Source organism: Kitasatospora sp. NPDC040550 (assembly GCF_055594965.1).
In genome coordinates, this window is sequence record NZ_JBVIWC010000003.1 from 130,869 (window position 1) to 151,289 (window position 20,421).

Annotated in this window: 16 protein-coding genes and 1 pseudogene; 2 read left to right on the top strand and 15 right to left on the bottom strand. The window is 71.5% G+C overall.

The features are described from left to right. Positions 1-122: 122 nt before the first annotated feature. The 15 genes and pseudogenes from ACZ58X_RS05845 to ACZ58X_RS05915 form a co-directional block, all read right to left on the bottom strand. Positions 123-2,468, bottom strand: coding sequence for an immune inhibitor A domain-containing protein (locus ACZ58X_RS05845; RefSeq protein ID WP_470332455.1), 2,346 nt, complete (start codon positions 2,466-2,468; stop codon positions 123-125). A gap of 273 nt (positions 2,469-2,741) precedes the next feature. Continuing rightward, a complete protein-coding gene (locus ACZ58X_RS05850) occupies positions 2,742-5,261 on the bottom strand; it encodes an ATP-dependent Clp protease ATP-binding subunit (protein WP_470332456.1) in 2,520 nt (839 codons plus the stop codon). Between the two features lie 660 nt (positions 5,262-5,921). Beyond that, a complete protein-coding gene (locus tag ACZ58X_RS05855) occupies positions 5,922-6,272 on the bottom strand; it encodes a histone-like nucleoid-structuring protein Lsr2 (protein WP_360225788.1) in 351 nt (116 codons plus the stop codon). Between the two features lie 91 nt (positions 6,273-6,363). Next, positions 6,364-6,900 (bottom strand): amino-acid N-acetyltransferase, encoded by a 537-nt coding sequence (locus ACZ58X_RS05860; protein ID WP_465739470.1) that lies wholly within the window; start codon positions 6,898-6,900, stop codon positions 6,364-6,366. 9 nt (positions 6,901-6,909) lie between these two features. Beyond that, positions 6,910-7,374, bottom strand: a complete 465-nt coding sequence (locus ACZ58X_RS05865) for a BlaI/MecI/CopY family transcriptional regulator (RefSeq protein WP_470332457.1) — start codon at positions 7,372-7,374, stop codon at positions 6,910-6,912. A 248-nt stretch (positions 7,375-7,622) separates the two neighbouring features. Further along, positions 7,623-9,179 (bottom strand): annotated as a pseudogene (lysX, locus tag ACZ58X_RS05870) (bifunctional lysylphosphatidylglycerol synthetase/lysine--tRNA ligase LysX); the annotation flags it as partial. A 103-nt stretch (positions 9,180-9,282) separates the two neighbouring features. Continuing rightward, positions 9,283-10,032, bottom strand: a complete 750-nt coding sequence (locus ACZ58X_RS05875; protein WP_470332458.1) for a hypothetical protein — start codon at positions 10,030-10,032, stop codon at positions 9,283-9,285. Between the two features lie 173 nt (positions 10,033-10,205). After that, positions 10,206-10,991 carry a type III pantothenate kinase gene (locus ACZ58X_RS05880; RefSeq protein ID WP_360225803.1) on the bottom strand — a complete coding sequence of 262 codons (786 nt, stop codon included), beginning with the start codon at positions 10,989-10,991 and terminating at the stop codon, positions 10,206-10,208. Between the two features lie 59 nt (positions 10,992-11,050). Then, positions 11,051-12,019: a carboxylating nicotinate-nucleotide diphosphorylase gene (gene nadC, locus ACZ58X_RS05885; protein ID WP_470332459.1), complete on the bottom strand. Its 969-nt coding sequence runs from the start codon at positions 12,017-12,019 to the stop codon at positions 11,051-11,053. A 4-nt stretch (positions 12,020-12,023) separates the two neighbouring features. Continuing rightward, positions 12,024-13,697, bottom strand: a complete 1,674-nt coding sequence (locus tag ACZ58X_RS05890; protein ID WP_470332460.1) for an L-aspartate oxidase — start codon at positions 13,695-13,697, stop codon at positions 12,024-12,026. 15 nt (positions 13,698-13,712) lie between these two features. Beyond that, entirely contained in the window at positions 13,713-14,162 is a 450-nt protein-coding gene (gene panD / locus ACZ58X_RS05895; RefSeq protein WP_470332461.1) for an aspartate 1-decarboxylase, read from the bottom strand. Positions 14,163-14,214: 52 nt separating this feature from the next. Further along, positions 14,215-15,120 carry a pantoate--beta-alanine ligase gene (gene panC / locus ACZ58X_RS05900; protein ID WP_470332462.1) on the bottom strand — a complete coding sequence of 302 codons (906 nt, stop codon included), beginning with the start codon at positions 15,118-15,120 and terminating at the stop codon, positions 14,215-14,217. After that, a complete protein-coding gene (locus ACZ58X_RS05905; RefSeq protein WP_470332463.1) occupies positions 15,120-16,067 on the bottom strand; it encodes a Rossmann-like and DUF2520 domain-containing protein in 948 nt (315 codons plus the stop codon). Before ACZ58X_RS05905 ends, panC begins: the two co-directional genes overlap by 1 nt. Positions 16,068-16,154: 87 nt before the next feature. Then, positions 16,155-16,844 carry a response regulator transcription factor gene (locus ACZ58X_RS05910; RefSeq protein WP_360225820.1) on the bottom strand — a complete coding sequence of 230 codons (690 nt, stop codon included), beginning with the start codon at positions 16,842-16,844 and terminating at the stop codon, positions 16,155-16,157. 26 nt (positions 16,845-16,870) lie between these two features. After that, a complete protein-coding gene (locus tag ACZ58X_RS05915) occupies positions 16,871-18,100 on the bottom strand; it encodes a sensor histidine kinase (RefSeq protein WP_470332464.1) in 1,230 nt (409 codons plus the stop codon). Between the two features lie 129 nt (positions 18,101-18,229). Between ACZ58X_RS05915 and ACZ58X_RS05920 the strand changes: the two genes are divergently transcribed. Next, the gene (locus tag ACZ58X_RS05920; protein WP_470332465.1) at positions 18,230-19,246 is read left to right on the top strand and encodes an SAM-dependent methyltransferase; all 1,017 of its coding nucleotides are present in this window, start codon (positions 18,230-18,232) and stop codon (positions 19,244-19,246) included. Continuing rightward, entirely contained in the window at positions 19,243-20,412 is a 1,170-nt protein-coding gene (locus ACZ58X_RS05925) for an NADH-quinone oxidoreductase subunit D (RefSeq protein WP_470332466.1), read from the top strand. The genes ACZ58X_RS05920 and ACZ58X_RS05925 overlap by 4 nt, the downstream gene beginning before the upstream one ends. Positions 20,413-20,421 lie beyond the last annotated feature (9 nt).

Genomic DNA, 20,421 nt, shown 5'->3' on the forward strand with positions numbered 1-20,421 from the left:
CCGGCGTCCCGGGCGGGGCCGGCCGTCGGGAAATGCGTCCGGCCCGCCCCCGCGCGGTGGCGGGGGCGGGCCGGACGTGGAGAACTCAGTGCCGCGCGATCACGGCCTGACCGTCAGGACGATCAGTTGTCGACCGGGCGGACCCGGATCCAGGTCTCCAGGTAGTTCGCGGACTCGTTCTCGACCTCGATGCTGGTGCCGGTCTTCGGCACGTCCACACCGGCGTACTGGTCGTCCTTCGACCACCAGGACTTCAGGTCGTTGAACTCGTCGACGCCCTTGGACTTCGGGATGACGGTCTCGACGTCGGCCTTGTGCAGGGTCAGCGCCGGGACGCGGCGCGAACCGAAGGTCGAGTCGAAGCCCTGCATGCGCGGACGCATCAGGGTGCCGTCGGACCACTTGATCGGGGCCGGGTGCGAGTCGACCGGCAGGACCAGGCCGTGGCCCGGGTGGGCGCTGACGTTGTTGTCGGTCTGCGACTCGTCCCAGTACCAGATCAGCAGGCCGGGCTGGTACGAGTAGTGCTCGACCATGTTGGGCTTGGCGGCCGAACCGAAGTTGTACGGGCCGGTCTTGAGGGTCTGGTCGAACGACACGTACTGCTTGTTCTCCGCGATGTAGTACTGCGCGTAGTCCTTGGTGTACGAGCCGCCGAAGCGGGTGAAGCCGGCGGCGGTCCAGCCGTTGTCGCCGTTCTCCACGTCGTCGCTGAACACGGTGGCGCCGTCGGCGACCACGGCGACGTTGTCCGCCGCGAAGCCGCGGTAGTGCAGACCGCCGTCAGTGGTGTTGTGGTAGCGGAACTGGATCTTCTTGCCGGCGTAGGCGTCCAGGTTGAACGACAGGTCGCCCCAGGCGGCGGTGAGGCCGCTGAGGGCCGGGCGGCCGTTCTCCTTCGGGAGGGCGGCGCCGTTCCAGGTGCCGTCCACCACGGTCCAGGTCTTGCCACCGTCGGTGGAGACCTCGCCGAAGGCGTAGTCGAAGTCCGGCTCCAGCTCGTACCAGGCCTTGGCGTTGATGCTGGCCTTGGTCTTGCCGGTCAGGTCGATCTCGCGGGTCAGCGTGACGTTCAGGTTGTCGGCGCTGCCGCTCCACCACTCGTTGTTGCCGGCGAAGGGCTTGTTGATGTCGGTGGTGATGCTCTTCTTCGGCAGGTCGACGATGAGCGCCTGCGGAAGGTTGGTGTTGTACTCGACCGGGCCGATGTGGTGGGTCGACTCGGTGCCCGCCTTGGCGCGGTCGGCCTTGAGCCAGCCGAGCTGGTACTTGCTCCAGGCGTCGAGGTCGTTCGGCATGTCGCCGATGCTGTCCTTGCCCTCGCCGAGCCAGGAGCCGGAGGACATCAGGGACCAGAAGCCGACCGAGTTGTCGATGCCCTTGCCGGCGGTGTCGTAGAGGTCCGGCAGACCGAGGTCGTGGCCGTACTCGTGCGCGAAGACGCCGAGGCCGCCGTTCTCCGGCTGCATCGTGTAGTCGCCGATCCAGAGGCCGGTGTTGCCGACCTGGACGCCGCCGAGCTTGTTGTTGTCCGGACCGGCCTGGCCGGTCAGGTTGCCGTAGACGTACGAGCGGTGCGCCCACAGGGCCTTGCTGCCCTGCTTGCCGCCACCGGCCGACTTGTCCTCACCGGCGTGCACGATCTGGAAGTGGTCGATGTACCCGTCGGGCTGGTTGAAGTTCCCGTCGTGGTGCGAACCGTAGCGGTCCCACTGGTCGTACTGGGCCAGCGTCGCCTTGACCTGGGCGTCGGTCTGACCCTTCGCCAGCTGGTCCTTGTACCAGATGTCGACGGCGTCGCGGATCAGGTCCTGGGCGCTCGGGCAGACGTTGGAGCCGCAGTAGTCGGAGCCGTACCGGGCCTCGTTCCACGGCACCCGGACCCAGTCCGAGACCACGCCGTCGACCGAGTAGCGGCCCGAGGACTGCTTCTCGTAGAAGGTCTTCAGCGAGGGCTTGTCCTTCGAGAAGTACAGGTCCTGGTAGTGCTGCTGGTTGTAGTCGGCCTGCCAGGCGGTCGAGTTGTTCGTGGCGCGGTCGGGCGCTGCGATCTCGTTGTGCTTGGGGCCCGGGTCGCCGCCGTACTTGACCTTGCCGTCGGCGGTCTTGGTGGTGTTGTCGACCTGGTCGCCGAAGTCGACCAGGATCGTGAAGATCTTGTCCGTGCGCTCACGGGCGAGCTCGACGTACTTGTCCTTGCCGAGCTTCACGCTGGTGCTGCCGTTGTGCTGCTCGACCTGGGCGGTGCCGTTGAGCAGCTGCTCGGTGGCGGCCTTCTTCTCCGCGTCGACCTTGGCGGTCAGCGGGCCCGGGATGTTGTGCTCGGTGTTCTGGACGGCCTCGGCCGGGTCCTTCGGAACCGGTGCCGAGCCGGCCGCGACGGCGCTGCTCGGGAACAGGCCCGCGCCGAGCGTGACTATGACCGCCGCCGCGGTGGTGACCGCTGCGGCTCTCCTGGTGGTCTTCAACGTTGTGACGCCCTCCCCGACCGAGCTGACTCTTGGCCAAGGCCCGGTAAACCAATATGAAAGACAGGTGGACGTCATTTGACCGAAGTGGAGCTGGAAAAGATAGACCTTGACCCTGACATGGCCACGGCGCTATGCTCGCCGATTTCATGTCAGCTGACGGTCGCTCAGAGAACGCCTGGTCCGGGCCCTGCAAGGGAACCCGGAACGCAACGAGCCCCCGGCGCGAACGCCGGGGGCTCGTGGCTGTGAAGTTGTCTGTTAAATGTTGGTCTACTTCGTCAGGTCCGGACCGGACGAAGCGACCGCGGCCGGGGTGTCCGCGACGGCCGACTTCTCCTCGCCGCGGAAGGTGAACTTGGCGTCCTTGCCGTCGCCGTCCACGTCCACGACCACGATGTGGCCGGCCCGCAGCTCGCCGAAGAGGATCTTCTCGGAGAGGTGGTCCTCGATCTCGCGCTGGATGGTGCGGCGCAGCGGACGGGCACCCAGGATGGGGTCGTAGCCGCGCTTGGCCAGCAGCTTCTTGGCCTCGACGCTGAGCTCCAGGCCCATGTCCTTGTCCTTGAGCCGCTCGTCCACCTTGTCGATCATCAGGTCGACGATCTGGATGATGTCGTCCTCGGACAGCTGGTGGAACACCACGATGTCGTCGACGCGGTTCAGGAACTCGGGGCGGAAGTGCTGCTTGAGCTCCTCGCCGACCTTCGCCTTCATCCGCTCGTACCCGGTCTGGGTGTCACCCGTGGCCGCGAAGCCCAGGTTGAAGCCCTTGGAGATGTCCCGGGTGCCGAGGTTGGTCGTCATGATGATGACGGTGTTCTTGAAGTCGACCACGCGGCCCTGGGAGTCGGTCAGACGACCGTCCTCCAGGATCTGCAGCAGCGAGTTGAAGATGTCCGGGTGGGCCTTCTCGACCTCGTCGAAGAGGACGACCGAGAACGGCTTGCGGCGGACCTTCTCGGTCAGCTGGCCGCCCTCCTCGTAGCCCACGTACCCGGGCGGGGAGCCGAACAGCCGGGAGACGGTGTGCTTCTCGGAGAACTCGGACATGTCGAGCGCGATCAGCGCGTCCTCGTCGCCGAAGAGGAACTCGGCGAGCGTCTTGGACAGTTCGGTCTTACCGACGCCGGACGGGCCGGCGAAGATGAACGAACCGCCGGGGCGCTTCGGGTCCTTGAGGCCCGCACGGGTGCGCCGGATGGCCTGGGAGAGCGCCTTGATGGCGTCCTTCTGGCCGATGACGCGCTTGTGCAGCTCGTCCTCCATGCGCAGCAGCCGGGAGGTCTCCTCCTCGGTCAGCTTGAAGACCGGGATGCCGGTGGCGGTGGCCAGGACCTCGGCGATGAGCTCCTCGTTGACCTCCGCGACGACGTCCATGTCGCCGGCCTTCCACTCCTTCTCGCGCTTGGCCTTGGCCTGCAGGAGCTGCTTCTCGTCGTCGCGCAGGGACGCGGCCTTCTCGAAGTCCTGCGCGTCGATCGCGCTCTCCTTCTCGCGGCGCACGTCGGCGATCTTCTCGTCGAACTCGCGCAGGTCCGGCGGCGCGGTCATCCGGCGGATGCGCATTCGGGAGCCGGCCTCGTCGATCAGGTCGATCGCCTTGTCCGGCAGGAAGCGGTCCGAGATGTACCGGTCGGCCAGGGTGGCGGCGGCGACCAGGGCGGCGTCCGTGATGGAGACCCGGTGGTGGGCCTCGTAGCGGTCGCGCAGACCCTTGAGGATCTCGATGGTGTGCGGCAGCGAGGGCTCGGCGACCTGGATCGGCTGGAAGCGGCGCTCCAGCGCGGCGTCCTTCTCCAGGTGCTTGCGGTACTCGTCCAGGGTGGTGGCACCGATGGTCTGCAGCTCGCCGCGGGCCAGCATCGGCTTGAGGATGCTGGCGGCGTCGATGGCGCCCTCGGCGGCGCCCGCGCCGACCAGGGTGTGCAGCTCGTCGATGAACAGGATGATGTCGCCGCGGGTGCGGATCTCCTTGAGCACCTTCTTGAGGCGCTCCTCGAAGTCACCGCGGTAGCGCGAGCCGGCCACCAGGGCGCCCAGGTCCAGCGTGTAGAGCTGCTTGTCCTTGAGCGTCTCCGGGACCTCGCCCTTGACGATCGCCTGCGCCAGGCCCTCGACCACGGCGGTCTTGCCGACGCCGGGCTCACCGATCAGGACCGGGTTGTTCTTGGTGCGGCGGGACAGCACCTGCATGACCCGCTCGATCTCCTTCTCGCGCCCGATGACCGGGTCGAGCTTGGCCTCGCGGGCGGCCTGGGTGAGGTTGCGCCCGAACTGGTCCAGGACCAGCGAGGTCGACGGGGTGCCCTCGGCGGGCCCGCCGGCCGTGGCCGACTCCTTGCCGCCGCTGGTCTGGTAACCGGAGAGCAGCTGGATGACCTGCTGGCGCACCCGGTTGAGGTCGGCACCCAGCTTGACCAGGACCTGGGCGGCGACGCCCTCGCCCTCGCGGATCAGGCCGAGCAGGATGTGCTCGGTGCCGATGTAGTTGTGGCCGAGCTGCAGGGCCTCCCGGAGCGACAGCTCCAGGACCTTCTTCGCCCGGGGGGTGAAGGGAATGTGACCGGACGGGGCCTGCTGGCCCTGGCCGATGATCTCCTCGACCTGCTGGCGCACGGCCTCAAGGGAAATCCCGAGGCTCTCCAGGGCCTTGGCGGCGACGCCCTCGCCCTCGTGGATCAGACCCAGGAGGATGTGCTCGGTGCCGATGTAGTTGTGGTTGAGCATCCGGGCTTCTTCCTGAGCCAGGACGACAACCCGCCGCGCGCGGTCGGTGAACCTCTCGAACATCGTTTATCGCTCCTCAGAGCGGTCGGGCAGTTCGGGGTCCGTCCCCGCCCTGTCCTTCCGCATGCTAGTCCCGCTCAGCGGCGCGGCCCACGGATTCACTCCCCGGTAGAGGAGCGAGATGCTGCGCGACCAGCCGACACCAATCCCAACCTGATGCTGGGAATCGGTGTTCCCACAGGTGGGCCGGATGCACCGGAAACCGCTACGCCATCGGCGAACAAGAGTCGCCGGGGCGGAGCCGACCCCTCTTCGGCCGGTCGCACATGCTGCCCCTGGACGGGTCGAAGAACCCGTCCACCTGCATTCATACCCGGTATCGGGGCGGTTCTCGCGCAGTTTCCGCGGTGGCGGTGTTCGCCTGGCGAGAAGTCCGGCCGCGGTGACGGTGGTTCGACGGCGGCCGGGGACGGTCGTACGCCATCCCGGGGTGTCCGCGTTACCGCTTCGCCCCTACAGCGTTGCACAGCTCGTGATTGTTCCGCCGCCCGAGCCCGCAGCCCCGGCCGGCCCGGGCCCCGGGGCCGCCGGTGCGGCGGCCGGCCCGGTGCGCGCCGCGGGGCGCGGAGGTGTCACCTCCGCGCCCCGCGCGTGTGTCGTCGGTGCCGTACGCGGCCGCCGGGGCCCCGCATCCGCTCCGGCGGGCCGGTGGTGGCGCCGGGGTCAGGCCGCGTTGGCCTTGTCGTAGGCCTCGCGGACGGTGCTCGGCACCCGGCCCCGGTCGTTGACCTCCATGCCCTGCTCCTTGGCCCACGCGCGGACCTTCGCGGTGTCGGGGGCGCTGCCGGACGGGCGCGCCGCGGCGGCACGGCCCGGGCGGCGGGCGCCGGCCAGCCGGCCGCTCTGCTTGCGGCCCTTCTCCACGTAGGGCGCCAGCAGACCGCGCAGCTTGTCCGCGTTGGCGCTCTTCAGGTCGATCTCGTAGGCAACGCCGTCGAGCGCGAACGTCACCGTCTCGTCCGCCGAACCGCCATCGAGATCGTCTTCAAGAATGACCTGCACCCTCTGTGCCACGGGCTTCCCTTTCCGCTAAACGACCCATTGCCTAAGGAAAGGAAAGCGCCTTTCTGCGGAAAACACAAACCCTTGACCGGCGCGGAGCCGCTCAGAGGTGCAGCAGCATGCGTGAGTTGCCCAGTGTGTTGGGCTTCACCCGCTCCAGGTCGAGGAACTCCGCGACACCTTCATCGTACGAGCGGAGGAGTTCTTCATAGACATCCGTAGCGATCGCCGCCGGGTCTGTCGTACCATCATCGGTTTCCTGGAGCTCCCCGATCTCGACGAAACCGTGTTTCGCGAAGAACGGAACCTCGAACGTCAAGCAGAAAATCCGACGGACGCCCAGCCAGCGGGCGGTCTGCACCAGCTTCTCCAACAGCAGGTGCCCGATCCCGAAGCCCCGGCAGGACGGATCGACCGCGAGCGTACGGACCTCGGCGAGGTCCTCCCACATCACGTGCAGGGCGCCGCAGGCCACCACCGCGCCGTTGTCGTCGCGTTCCGCGACCCAGAACTCCTGGACGGATTCGAACAGTGTGACTGTGGGCTTGTCGAGCAGAATGCCGTCGCGCGAGTAGGCGTCGATGAGCCCGCGTACGGTCCGTACATCCGTGGTCCGCGCGCGGCGGATGGTGACCTCCATGGCGGGACGTTATCGCGTCGTGCCCGGCGGGGTCTCCCCGGTATCCGCCCGGCCGGTATCCGGGCCGTCCCCGGCGGAATCCGGGGCGGGCTGATCCGCCGCCGGATCGGGCGGGAACAAGGCCGCGACCCGCAAGGCGTCCCGGAGGGCCTCGCGCTGCTCCGGCGACATCAGGCCGAAGAAGTGGACCAGGGCCGCCGCGGGATTGTCGCCGGTGGCCCAGGCGTCGTTCATCAGAGCCGCCGTGTACGCCTCACGCGAGGAGACCGGTTCATATCGATAGGCCCGGCCCACCCGCTCGCGGCGCAACCAGCCCTTTCGGTGCAGCTTGTCCAGGACGGTCATCACCGTGGTGTACGCGATTTCGCGTTCCGACTGCAGATCCAGGAGAACCTCGCGAACCGTCACCGGTCGGTTCCACCGCCACACCCGGGTCATGATGGCGTTCTCAAGTTCGCCGAGTTGCCGGACCATAGTGCGGCCAGGATAGGGAGTGAATGGGGCAAATCTTGTGAAGTGCGCCAAACCGGCGCGCCGCCACCCCCGGAATCGGGAATGGCGGCGCGGGTGGTCCGGAGCGGCTGACGGCGTCAGTCGATCAGTCGATGTCTTCCTTGGCCTTCTGGGCCCCGCCCTGGCTGCGGATGATGGCCCGCACCAGGAATCCGAAGCCGATCGCCATGACCAGCGGCGGCACGATCGCGCTGACGTAGTCCATCAGGTCACTCCTCCTCGGTCTTCTCCGCCGCGGCGGCGGAAGCCTTCGGCTCCGGCTTCACCAGCGGGAAGAGCACGGTCTCCCGGATGTTCTTGCCGGTCAGCAGCATGATCAGGCGGTCCACGCCGAGGCCCAGGCCACCGGTCGGGGGCATCGCGTACTCCAGGGCGCGCAGGAAGTCCTCGTCCACCTGCATCGCCTCGACGTCGCCGCCGGCGGCCAGCAGGGACTGCGCGGTCAGCCGGGCGCGCTGCTCGACCGGGTCGACCAGCTCGGAGTAGGCGGTGCCGATCTCGGTACCGAAGATCACCAGGTCCCACTTCTCGGCCACGCCCGCGATCGAGCGGTGCTGGCGGGTCAGCGGGGAGACCTCGGTCGGGTAGTCCTTGATGAAGGTCGGCCGGACGGCGTTCTCCTCCAGCAGGCGCTCCACCATCTCCAGCACGATCTGGCCGTGGCCCCAGTTCTTCTCGAACGGGATGCCGTGCTCGGTGGCCAGCGCGCGCAGCTCCTCGACGGAGGTCTCCGGGGTGACCTCGACGCCCAGGTGGGCGGAGATGCCCGGGTAGACGCTGACCTCGGCCCACGGCTCGGCCAGGTCGATCTCGTGCTCCACGCCGTGCGGGTCGACGCCCTTGATCACCGTGGTGCCCAGGGCGTCCCGGGCGGCGTTGACGATCGTCGCGCGGATCAGCTCGGCCTGGGTGTCGTAGTCGCCGTAGGCCTCGTACGACTCCAGCGAGGTGAACTCCGGGTTGTGGGTGGAGTCCGCGCCCTCGTTGCGGAAGTTGCGGTTGATCTCGAAGACCTTCTCGGCGCCGCCGACCACCAGCCGCTTGAGGTACAGCTCGGGGGCGATGCGCATGTAGAGGTCGATGTCGTACGCGTTGATGTGCGTCTTGAACGGACGCGCGTTGGCGCCGCCGTGCACCGGCTGCAGCATCGGGGTCTCGACCTCGATGTAGCCGCGGTCCTCGTAGGTGCGGCGGATCGAGCGGACGACCTTGCTGCGCAGGTGCAGGATCTCGCGCGCCTCGGGGTTCACGATCAGGTCGACGTAGCGCTGGCGGACCCGGGCCTCCGGGTCGGTCAGGCCCTTGTGCTTGTCCGGCAGCGGGCGCAGGCACTTGGCGGTGAGCTCCCAGCGGTCCACCATCACCGACAGCTCACCGCGCTTGGAGGTGATCACCTCGCCCTCGACGCCGACCTGGTCGCCGAGGTCGATGTCGGACTTCCAGGCCGCCAGCCGCTCGGCGCCGAGCTTGTCCAGGGAGAGCATCACCTGGAGGTCGCCGGAGCCGTCGCGCAGGGTGGCGAAGCACAGCTTGCCGCCGGTGCGGGACAGGATCACCCGGCCGGTGATGCCGGCGCGCTCGCCGGTCGCGGTGTCGGGTTCGAGGTCCGGGTGCTTGGCACGCAGGTCCGCGATGGTGCTGGTGCGGGGGAATCCGACCGGGTACGGGTCGACCCCGGCCGCCCGGAGCCGGTCCAGCTTCTCGCGCCGGACGCGCATCTGCTCGGGAAGGTCGTCGGTCGCGGGGACAAGGCTCTGATCGCTCACCCCACAAGGGTAGCCAGCCGTACACCGTGCTCCGCGACCGGATGACGCCGGAGGGGAGGCCGTCGGATCGACGGCCTCCCCTCCGGGGCGGGTGCGGGTGGGCTCAGCCGGTGCCGGTGGCGAGTTCGACCTCCTCGCCGTCCCGCCCGGCCTCCGGAGCGGGCCGGGCCGGAGGCTTGGGGCGGCGGCCGAACAGTTCGGCCGGGGTGGGCATCCGGTGCGGGCGGGGCGGGGTCTGCGCGGCGGCGGGCTGCTCCGGGCGGGAGTCCCGGGAGTCGGTGCTGCTCATCGTGATCCGTCCTCCTACAGGGGTGGGGTGACTGCTGGGTGGTGCGGCGGGGTTCGGTACGGCCACCAGGTGGCGCGGGTGCCCGGTGGAGAGCGCCAGGCGCTCGCGGACGGCGGCCTCGGCCAGCGCGTGGCAGCGCCCGGCGAGCCGGGAGCGGCGGGCCCGCTCGCCGTGGCCGCAGGGCTGGCGGGTCAGCCCGCGCAGGGCGGTGAGGTCCTCCGGCCCGGGCAGGTAGCCGTCGGCCACCGCCTCCTCCAGGCGCTCCAGGTAGCCGGCGGCGCTGCCGGGCAGGGCGGCGCGGTAGCGGCCGAGGTCGGCGAGCAGGAAGGCGCGCAGCCGGCCGCCCTCCTGGACGGCCTCGTCGATCGCCTCGGTCAGGTGCAGGGCGTCCTGGACGTCCTCCGCCCACAGTTCGGCGCCCGGCCCGGCGAGCGCCGTCCGGTCGGGCCCCTGGAGGTGGACGGGGACGGCGGGGTGCAGGGCTTGGGCGAGGGCTCGGCGCAGCACGCGGACTTCGTCGGCGCTGAAGGCCATGCCGCCGCGCGATCCGTGTGGCGTAGGCATGGGTTGACACTACGTGAGGAATATCCGATTTGTCGGTAACGTCGCGCGGAATTCCGCACGATCGGCCCGTTGGAGAAACCTTTCGCCGAACGCGCGACGCTGCCCCGCGCCCGCCGGGTCAGCCGAGTGACCGGGGGCGCGGGGCAGCGGGGACGGCGGGGACGGCGGTGGGGTCAGCTCGGCCGGTTGCGCTCGTACACCAGGCGCAGGCCGATCAGGGTCAGCCAGGGCTCGTGCTCGTCGATGGTGGTGGCCTCGCCGAGGACCAGCGGGGCGAGCCCGCCGGTGGCGATCACCTGGACGTCGTCCGGGTCCTTGGCCAGCTCCCGGGCCATCCGCTCGACCAGGCCGTCGACCTGCCCGGCGAAGCCGTAGAGGATGCCGGACTGCATGCCCTCGACGGTGTTCTTCCCGATCACGTTGCGCGGCCGGGCCAGCTCGATCTTGCGCAGCTGGGCGCCGCGGACGCCGAGCGCCTCGACCGAGATCTCGATGCCGGGGGCGATCGCGCCGCCGACGTAGTCGCCGCGCGCGTTGACGGCGTCGAAGGTGGTCGCGGTGCCGAAGTCGACCACGATGCACGGGCCGCCGTACAGGTGGTTGGCGGCCAGCGCGTTGACGATCCGGTCCGCGCCGACCTCCTTGGGGTTGTCCATCAGGACGTGCACCCCGGTCTTCACGCCGGGCTCCACGATCACCGCGGGGACGTCGCCGTAGTAGCGGCGGGTCACCTCGCGGAGCTCGTGGAGCACGGCGGGGACGGAGGAGCAGATCGCCAGGCCCTCCACCGCGGCCTCCCGGACCGCGGTGCGGTTGCCCGTCAACCCGTGCAGCAGCACCGCCAGTTCGTCCGCCGTGCGACGCGGATCGGTGGAGATCCGCCAGTGTTCCACCACTTCCTCGCCGTCGAACAGGCCGAGCGTGGTCTGGGTGTTGCCGACGTCGATGGTGAGGAGCACGGGAACGCTTTCTGCGAGTCGGGACGGGATCGGGGCGGGAACCGCTCTCGACCTGACGGTCAGGCGCGCAGGTCCAGGCCGATGTCCAGGATCGGCGAGGAGTGGGTCAGCGCGCCCACGGCCAGGTAGTCGACACCAGTCTGGGCGACCGCGCGCGCGTCGGCCAGGGTCAGCCCGCCGGAGGCCTCCAGCTTCGCCCGGCCGGCCACCAGCGCGACGGCCTCCTTCAACTGCTCGACGGTGAAGTTGTCCAGCAGGATCAGCTCCGCGCCGGCGTCCAGCACCGGGGGGATCTGCGCCAGCTCGTCCACCTCGACCTCGACCGGCAGCTCCGGGTACGCGGCTCGGACGGCCCGGAAGGCCTCGGCCACGCCGCCCGCGGCGACCACGTGGTTGTCCTTCACCAGGGCGGCGTCCGAGAGCGCCATCCGGTGGTTGGCGCCGCCGCCGCAGCGGACCGCGAACTTCTCCAGGGCGCGCAGGCCCGGGGTGGTCTTGCGGGTGTCCCGGACGACCGCGCCGGTGCCCTCCAGGGCGTCCGCCCAGGCCCGGGTCGCGGTGGCGATGCCGGACAGGTGGCAGAGCAGGTTGAGCGCGCTGCGCTCGGCGGTCAGCAGGTCGCGGGTGCGCGAACGGACCGACAGCAGCACCTGGCCGGCCTCCACCCGGTCGCCGTCCTGGACGTGCCGCTCGACCTCGAACTCCTCCTCGCAGACCAGCGAGACGACCGCCTCGGCGACCCGCAGGCCGGCGACCACACCGGCCTCACGGGCGGTGAAGTCGGCGGTCGCGACCGCGTCGGCGGGCACGGTGGCCACCGAGGTGACGTCCTCGCCGCCGGCCAGGTCCTCGGCCAGCGCCAGGGTGGCGATGTCCTCGACCTCGATCGGGTCCAGTCCGGCCTCCTCCAGCAGTTCGGCCAGCTGCGGGTCCAGGCCGGTCTCGTAGCCCTCGCCGTCCCCGCAGGCGCAGCCGTCGCCGCAGCCGCCCTGGTCGGCCATGGGGAGTTCCTCGTGCGCGTGGGTCATGGTTCTACTGCTCCTCGGGGGTGCTGACGGGGTCGCCGGAGGCGGCGAGGGTGGTGATCAGGTGACGCCGCCAGTGGGCGTCGTCGCGCTCGGGGAAGTCCTCGCGCCAGTGGCAGCCGCGGGTCTCCTCGCGCTGCGCGGCGGCCTCGACCAGCGCCGTGGCGACCAGCAGCAGGTTGGCCGCCTCCCAGGTCTCCACCCGGGGGTCGGCCGGCTTCTCCTCGGCCACGTGGAAACGGGCCTGCTCGGCGATCAGGGCCAGTCCGGCTGCGGTGTCGGCCATCGAGGCGGCCGAGCGCAGGATCCCCGCGCCCCGCGACATCAGCCGCTGGATCTCGGCCCGGGCCTCGGAGCCCGGCAGCGGCACCGGGTGCGCGGCCCGCGCCGCGGCGACGTCCACCGTGCGCTCGGGCAGCTCGCCGGCCGCGTGCAGCCCCGCCAGGTCGGCGGAGATCCGCTCGGCGAAGACCAGGCCCTCCAGCAGCGAGTTGGAGGCCAGCCGGTTGGCGCCGTGCACCCCGGTGCAGGCGACCTCGCCGCAGGCGTACAGGCCCGGGACGCTGGTGCGGCCGTGCCGGTCGGTGCGGATGCCGCCGGAGGCGAAGTGCGCGGCCGGGGCGATCGGGATCGGCTCGGTGACCGGGTCGATGCCGTTGGCCCGGCAGAAGGCGAGGATGGTGGGGAAGCGGTGCTCCCACATCTCGGCGCCGAAGTGCCGCCCGTCCAGGTACATGTGCTCGGCGCCCTGTTCCTGCATGCGCCGGGTGATGGCCTTGGCGACGACGTCGCGCGGGGCGAGTTCGGCCAGCTCGTGCTGTCCGACCATGAAGCGCACGCCGTCCGCGTCCACCAGGTGGGCGCCCTCGCCGCGGACCGCCTCGGAGACCAGCGGCTGCTGGCCCTCGGCCTCCGGGCCCAGCCAGAGCACGGTGGGATGGAACTGGACGAACTCCAGGTCGGTGACGGCGGCGCCGGCCCGCAGGCCCAGTGCCACGCCGTCGCCGGTGGAGACCGCCGGGTTGGTGGTGGCGGAGAAGACCTGGCCCATGCCGCCGGTGGCGAGCACCACCGCGCGGGCCCGGACGGCGCCGACGCCGTCGCGCTGGCCCTCGCCCATCACGTGCAGGGTCAGCCCGGCGGTGTGGCCCTCGGCGTCGGTCAGCAGGTCGAGGACGAGCGCGTGCTCGATCAGTTCGATGTCCGGGTCGGTGCGGACGGCGGCGACCAGGGCGCGCGATATCTCGGCGCCGGTCGCGTCCCCGCCCGCGTGCACGATCCGGCGGCGGTGGTGGCCGCCCTCGCGGGTCAGCAGGATCTCGCCGTCCTCGCCCCGGTCGAACAGGGCGCCGGTGGCGATCAGCCGGCGGACGGCGTCCGGGCCCTCGGTGACCAGGGTGCGGACGGCCTCCTCGTCACAGACGCCGGCGCCGGCCACCAGGGTGTCGTCCAGGTGCTGTTCGGGGGTGTCCCCCTCACCCAGGGCGGCCGCGACGCCGCCCTGGGCCCAGCGGGTCGAGCCCTCGTCCAGCACGGCCTTGGTGACCACCAGGACCCGCAGGCCGGCCTTGCGGACGTTGAGGGCGACGGTGAGACCGGCCACCCCGGAGCCGACCACGACCACGTCGGTGGTGGCGGTCCACCCGGGGGCCGGGGCGGTGAGGCGATGCGTAACGGACATGGCTCAGTGGCTCCTTCAGCGCGTGGCCGTGGTGGCCGCGCCGTCCTCGTCACGGTACGCCGTGTCCCCGCGCAGCAGTCCGCTGCCCTCCGGTGCCTCGGCGGGGTCGCCGCCGAAGCCGGTGATCCGGTTGTGCTCGTCCACGAAGACGACCTTCGGCTCGTAGCCCTTGGCCTCGGCCGTGTCCATCTGCCCGTAGGCGATGAGTATGACGAGGTCGCCCGGGTGGACCAGGCGGGCGGCGGCGCCGTTGATGCCGATCACGCCGGTGCCGCGCGGGCCGGCGATGGTGTACGTCTCCAGCCGGGCGCCGTTGTTGATGTCGACGATGTGGACCAGCTCGCCGGGGAGCAGGTCGGCGGCGTCGAGCAGGTCCTCGTCCACCGTGACCGAGCCGACGTAGTGCAGGTCGGCCTGGGTCACGGTGGCCCGGTGGATCTTGGACTTGAGCATGGTGCGGAGCATTGCGGGTCACGCCTCCTGTGAGTGCATGCCTGAGGGGGTTCTGACTGCGGAACTACCGAACGATGATGCGGACGTTGTCGATCAGGCGGGTCGAGCCCACCTTCGCGGCGACGGCCAGCACCGCCTCGCCCTGGAAGTCGTCCGCCGCCTCGGAGAAGTCGTGCGGGTCGATCAGGGCGAGGTAGTCGGGGGTGACGCCCTCGGCGCCGTCCAGGACGGCCGAGGCGGCCTCGCGCACGGCCTTCGGGCCCTGCGCGGCGACGTCCCGGCCCGCGAACAGGGCCTCGGACAGGGCGAGGGCGCGGGTGCGCTCCTCCTCGGAGAGGTAGCGGTTGCGCGAGGACAGCGCCAGGCCGTCCTCCTCTCGGACGGTCGGCACGCCGACGATCTCGACGTCGAAGTCCAGGTCGGCGACCATCCGCTGGATGAGCGCCAGCTGCTGGGCGTCCTTCTCGCCGAAGAACGCGAAGTCCGGGTCGGTGATGTGCAGCAGCTTGGCGACGACGGTCAGCACCCCGTCGAAGTGGCCGGGCCGGGTGGCGCCCTCGAAGCGCTCGCCCATCGGGCCGGCCGCCAGGCGCACCTGCGGCTCGCCGTTCGGGTAGACCTCCTCGACGGACGGCGCGAACACCACGTCGGCGCCGTTCTCCTCGGCCAGCTTCACGTCGGCGTCCAGGGTGCGCGGGTAGCGCTCCAGGTCCTCGGCCGGGCCGAACTGCAGCGGGTTGACGAAGACCGTGACCGCGACCCGGCCCTCCCGGCCGACCTGCTTGCGGGCGGCCCGGATCAGCGCGGCGTGACCCTCGTGCAGGGCGCCCATGGTCATCACCACGGCGTTGTCCACCGGGCTCTCGTCCGGCCAGAACGCGGCCTCGAAGTCGTCCACGGTGTGGGTGACGACGGCCCGGTGGACCTTCGGCGCCCGCTGGGCCTTGCTCGGCTGCTTCCCGCGTGCCATCAGTGCTTCTCCTCGTTCAGTACGTCCAGCAGTGCCGCCGCCGACGCGTCGTCGATCGTCCCGTTGGCGAGCGCCCGCTGCGCGGTGGCGCGGGCCATCGCCCGGTAGGCCGCCGGGATGTCCGGGGACACCGTACTGAGCTGCGCCAGGTGGCGCCGTACGGTGCCCGCGTCGCCCCGGGCGACCGGGCCGGTGAGGGCCGCGTCGCCGGAGCGCAGGCTGTTGTCCAGGGCGGCGCCGAGCAGCGGGCCGAGCATCCGGCCGGGCTCGGCGACGCCGGCCGTGCGCAGCAGGTCCATCGCCTGGGCGACCAGGGTGACCAGGTGGTTCGCGCCGTGCGCGAGGGCGGTGTGGTAGAGCGGGCGGACCTCCTCGGGCACCCACTCGGGCTCGCCGCCCATCTCCACCACCAGCGCCTCGGCGACCGGCCGCAGCTCCTCGGGGGCGGTCACCCCGAAGGGGCAGCCGGCCAGCCGGGCGAGGTCCACCGAGGTGCCGGTGAAGGTCATCGCGGGGTGCAGGGCCAGCGGCAGCGCCCCGGCCCGGGTGGCGGGCTCCAGGATGCCGACGCCGTGCGCGCCGGAGGTGTGCACCAGCAGCTGGCCGGGGCGGACCGCCCCGGTGGCGACCAGCCCGGCCACCAGGTCGGCGAGCGCGTCGTCCGGGACGGTCAGCAGCACCAGGTCGGCGGCGGCCATCACCTGCGGCGGGGTGACGATCCGCACGCCCGGCAGCAGGGACTCGGCACGGCGGCGGGAGGCGGTGGACACCCCGGAGGCGGCGACCACGGTGTGCCCGGCGAGCTGGAGGGCGGCGCCCAGCGCGGGGCCGACCCGGCCGGTGCCGACCACGCCGACGGCGAGCCGGGCCGGTCGGCTGCTGGGGTCGCCGAGGCCGTCGGCGAGCGGGGCGAACTCTCCGAAGTCGGCGAAGTCGGACGAATCCATGTCCACCCTTGTCCTGAATGACCGTTCCGGTCCGCGTCGGGTACCGGACGTACCGCCCCAGTGTACGGGCGGCGCCGGCGGTCGAACCTAGTCGGACGCCCCGGCCCGGATCAGCCCGGCCTCGTACGCCAGCACCACCGCCTGGACCCGGTCGCGCAGCCCCAGCTTGGCCAGGATCCGGCCGACGTGGGTCTTCACGGTGGCCTCGGAGAGCACCAGCCGGGCCGCGATCTCGCCGTTCGACAGGCCCTGGGCGACCAGCAGGAACACCTCCCGCTCGCGCTCGGTCAGCGGGCCCAGGACGTCCGAGCCGGGCGCGCTGTGCGGGGTCGGCAGCACCTCGGCGAAGCGGTCGATCATCCGCCGGGTGGTGGTCGGGGCGACCACGGCGTCCCCGCCGTGCACCGCGCGGATCGCGGCCACCAGCTCGGTCGGCGGGACGTCCTTGAGCAGGAAGCCGCTGGCCCCGGCCTTGAGCGCGGCGAAGGCGTACTCGTCCAGGTCGAAGGTGGTGAGGATGAGCACGTGCGGGGCGTTCGGCAGCGGACTGCCGTCCTCGGCCAGGCAGATCCGGCGGGTCGCCTGCACCCCGTCCAGGCGCGGCATCCGGACGTCCATCAGGATCACGTCCACCTGCGTGTGCCGCAGCAGGTCCAGGGCCTGGGCGCCGTCGCCCGCCTCGGCGGCGATCTCGATGTCGCCCTGCGACTGGAGGATCATCCGGAAGCCGGTGCGCAGCAGCTCCTGGTCGTCGACGAGCATCACGCGGATGGTCAAGGTGGCTCCTAACAGGGACGGGGGGATTAGTGCGCCGCCTTGAGCGGGAGGACGGCGCGGATCCGGAAGCCGCCGCCGGGGCGGGGGCCCACGTCGAGGCTGCCGCTGACCATGCCGACCCGCTCGCGCATGCCGATCAGGCCGTGGCCCAGACCGTCCGTGCCGCCGGTGGCCAGTTGTTCGTCGGTGCTGCCGCGGCCGTCGTCCTCCACCAGGACGGCCAGCTCGCGTTCGCCGAAGTCGACCGCGACCCGGGCGTGCACGTCGGGGCCGCCGTGCTTGCGGACGTTGGTGAGCGCCTCCTGGACGATCCGGTAGACCGTCAGCTCGACCCCGCGGGGGAGTTCGCGCGGGTGCCCGGAGGTCGCGTAGTCGACCTCCAGCCCGGCCGTGCGGACCTGCTCCAGGAGGTCGGGCAGCTCCTCGACGCCCGGCTGCGGGACGTACTCCTCGGCGGTGTCGGCGGTGCGCAGCACGCCCAGCAGGCGGCGCATCTCGACCAGCGCCTGCCGCCCGGTGGAGGCGATCGTGCCGAGCGCCTCCTTCGCCTGCTGCGGGGAGTTGTCCAGCACGTAGGCGGCGCCGTCGGCCTGGACGATCATCACCGACACGTTGTGCGCGACCACGTCGTGCAGCTCGCGGGCGATCCGGGCCCGCTCGGCCGCGACCGCGACCTTGGACTGGGCGTCCCGCTCGCGCTCCAGCCGGGCCGCGCGGTCCTCCAGCTCGGTCAGGTAGGCGCGCCGCACCCTGGTCAGCCGGCCCCAGGCCCAGCAGAGGATGAACGGGGTGCTCATCAGCACGGTGATCAGCACCGCCTCGGCGACGCCGTACGGGCGGGAGACGTACACCCCGGTGTGGTCGGTGGTGGATGTCTTCACCAGGTGCATCCGCCAGAACGCCAGCGGGCCGGCGGAGAGCCCGGCCAGCAGCGCGAGCCGGGAGGTCCACTTCTGGCCGAAGGCGGCGCCGGTGTAGGCGAACACCAGGTAGGCGATGGAGGAGGCGCCCGGGTCGATGTCGGCGGCGACCTGGCCGAGGCCGACGCCGGTGGCGGCGGCGACCGTGACGTCGGGGAAGCGGCGGCGGAAGACCATCAGCAGCGGCAGCAGCACCGCGACCAGGATCTCGGAGTTGCGGCGCCAGCCGTCGCCGGAGGAGCTGTCCGACACCAGGGCGAAGAAGAGCACGAACGACGCCCAGACGGCGTCGACCACCATGGGGTGACGGCGGAGCCAGGCGTTGAGTCGATGCACGTGTCCAGCCTAGGCAGTCGTACGAGGTGCCCAGGTCCGCCGGTAGGGCGATCCGTCCTACTCCGTAGGTCGGAGACGGCCCCGCTCCGGTTGGGAGGGGCCGCGTGCCGCCGGGTAGCGTCCCGGCCCATGACGTGGATGCGGTGGGCGCCCGCCATGGAACGGGCCCTGTACGACCGGGACGGCGGCTTCTACCGCAGGCCGGAGGGCCCGGCCGGGCACTTCCGGACCTCGGTGCACGCCTCGCCGAGGTTCGCCCGTGCGGTGGCCCGGCTGCTGCTGGAGGTTGACGAGGCCCTCGGTCGTCCGGAGGAGCTGGCCCTGATCGACGTCGGGGCCGGGCGCGGCGAACTGCTGGCCGGGGTGCTGGCCGAACTGCCCGGGCCGGTGCTCGGGCGGCTGCGCCCGTACGGAGTGGAACTCGCCGGCCGGCCCGCCGGACTTCCGTCCACAGTCCTGTGGACGACGGAGCCGCCGCGCGGGGTGACCGGGCTGCTGTTCGCCAACGAGTGGCTGGACAACGTGCCGCTGGACGCCGGGGAGGTCGACGGGGACGGCGTGCTGCGCTACCGCGAGGTGGACACCGCGACCGGCGAGGAGCGGCTCGGCGAACCCGTCTCGGCGGCGGACGCGGCCTGGGCCGAGCGCTGGTGGCCGGCCGTCGGGCCCGGGGCGGTGGTGGAGTTCGGGGCGCCCCGGGACGCCGCCTGGGCCCGGGCGGTGGCCGGGCTGGAGCGCGGACTGGCCGTCGCCGTCGACTACGGGCACACGGCCGGGCGGCGGCCGCCGTTCGGGACCTTCACCGGTTTCCGGGGCGGCCGGGAGGTGGCCCCGGTGCCGGACGGCTCCTGCGACGTGACCGCGCACGTCGCGCTGGACGCCGTCGCCGTCCCCGGTCTCCACAGCCTGTGGACGACGCAGCGCGAGGCCCTGCGCGCGCTCGGGGTCAGCGGCGGACGCCCGCCGCTGGCGCTCGCCTCCACCGACCCGGCCGGCTACCTGCGGGCGCTGAGCGGCGCCGGGGAGGGCGCCGAACTCACCGACCCGGCCGGACTGGGCGGCTTCGGATGGGTCCTGCAAGCCGTCCGCATGTCGGTACCGGAAAGCCTGGCGGCCCTGCCGGGATGGCAGACTCTGGAGTCATGAGGGAGACCACGGTCGGCATCGGGGCGGGAGCCGAGAACTTCACCGGCGGGGCGGGCACCACCGACATGGTGCTCAACATCGGCCCGCAGCACCCGGCCACCCACGGCGTGCTGCGGCTGCGCCTGCTGCTCGACGGCGAGCGGATCGTCACCGCCGAGCCGGTGATCGGCTACATGCACCGCGGCGCGGAGAAGCTGTTCGAGGCCCGTGACTACCGGCAGATCATCATGCTGGCCAACCGGCACGACTGGCTCTCCGCCTTCTCCAACGAACTCGGCGTGGTGCTCGGCGTCGAGCGGATGCTCGGCATGGAGGTCCCCGAGCGGGCGGTGTGGATCCGCACCCTGCTCGCCGAGCTCAACCGGGTGCTCAACCACCTGATGTTCCTCGGCTCCTACCCGCTGGAGCTCGGCGGGATCACCCCGATCTTCCACGCCTTCACCGGCCGCGAGGACCTCCAGCACGTGCTGGAGGAGGCCTCCGGCGGCCGGATGCACTACATGTTCAACCGGGTCGGCGGCCTCAAGGAGGACCTCCCGGCCGGGTGGCTCGGCCGGGTCCGCGCCGCCGTCGCCACCGTCCGCTCCCAGCTGCCGGTCTTCGAGGACCTCGTCCTCGGCAACGAGATCTTCCGCGCCCGCACCGCCGGCGTCGGCGTCCTCACCGCGGCCCAGGCGCAGGCGTACGGGGTCAGCGGCCCGATCGCCCGGGCCAGCGGCCTCGACCTCGACCTGCGCCGCGACGAGCCCTACCTGGCGTACGGCTCCGAGGAGCTGCGGCAGGTGCTCACCGTCGTCACCCGCGAGGAGGGCGACTGCCTCGCCCGCTTCGAGTGCCTGCTGGAGCAGACCGGCAACTCGCTGGACCTCGCCGACGCCTGCCTCGACAAGCTCGCCACCCTCCCGCCCGGCCCGGTCAACCAGCGGCTGCCCAAGGTGCTCAAGGCGCCCGAGGGCAGCACCTACGCGTGGACCGAGAACCCGCTCGGGGTCAACGGCTACTACCTGGTCTCGCGCGGTGACAAGACGCCGTGGCGGCTCAAGCTGCGCTCGGCGTCCTTCAACAACATCCAGGCGCTCACCGAGCTGCTGCCCGGGACGCTGGTCGCCGACATGGTGGCGATCCTCGGGTCGATGTTCTTCGTGGTCGGCGACATCGACAAGTAGGCGCCCGGT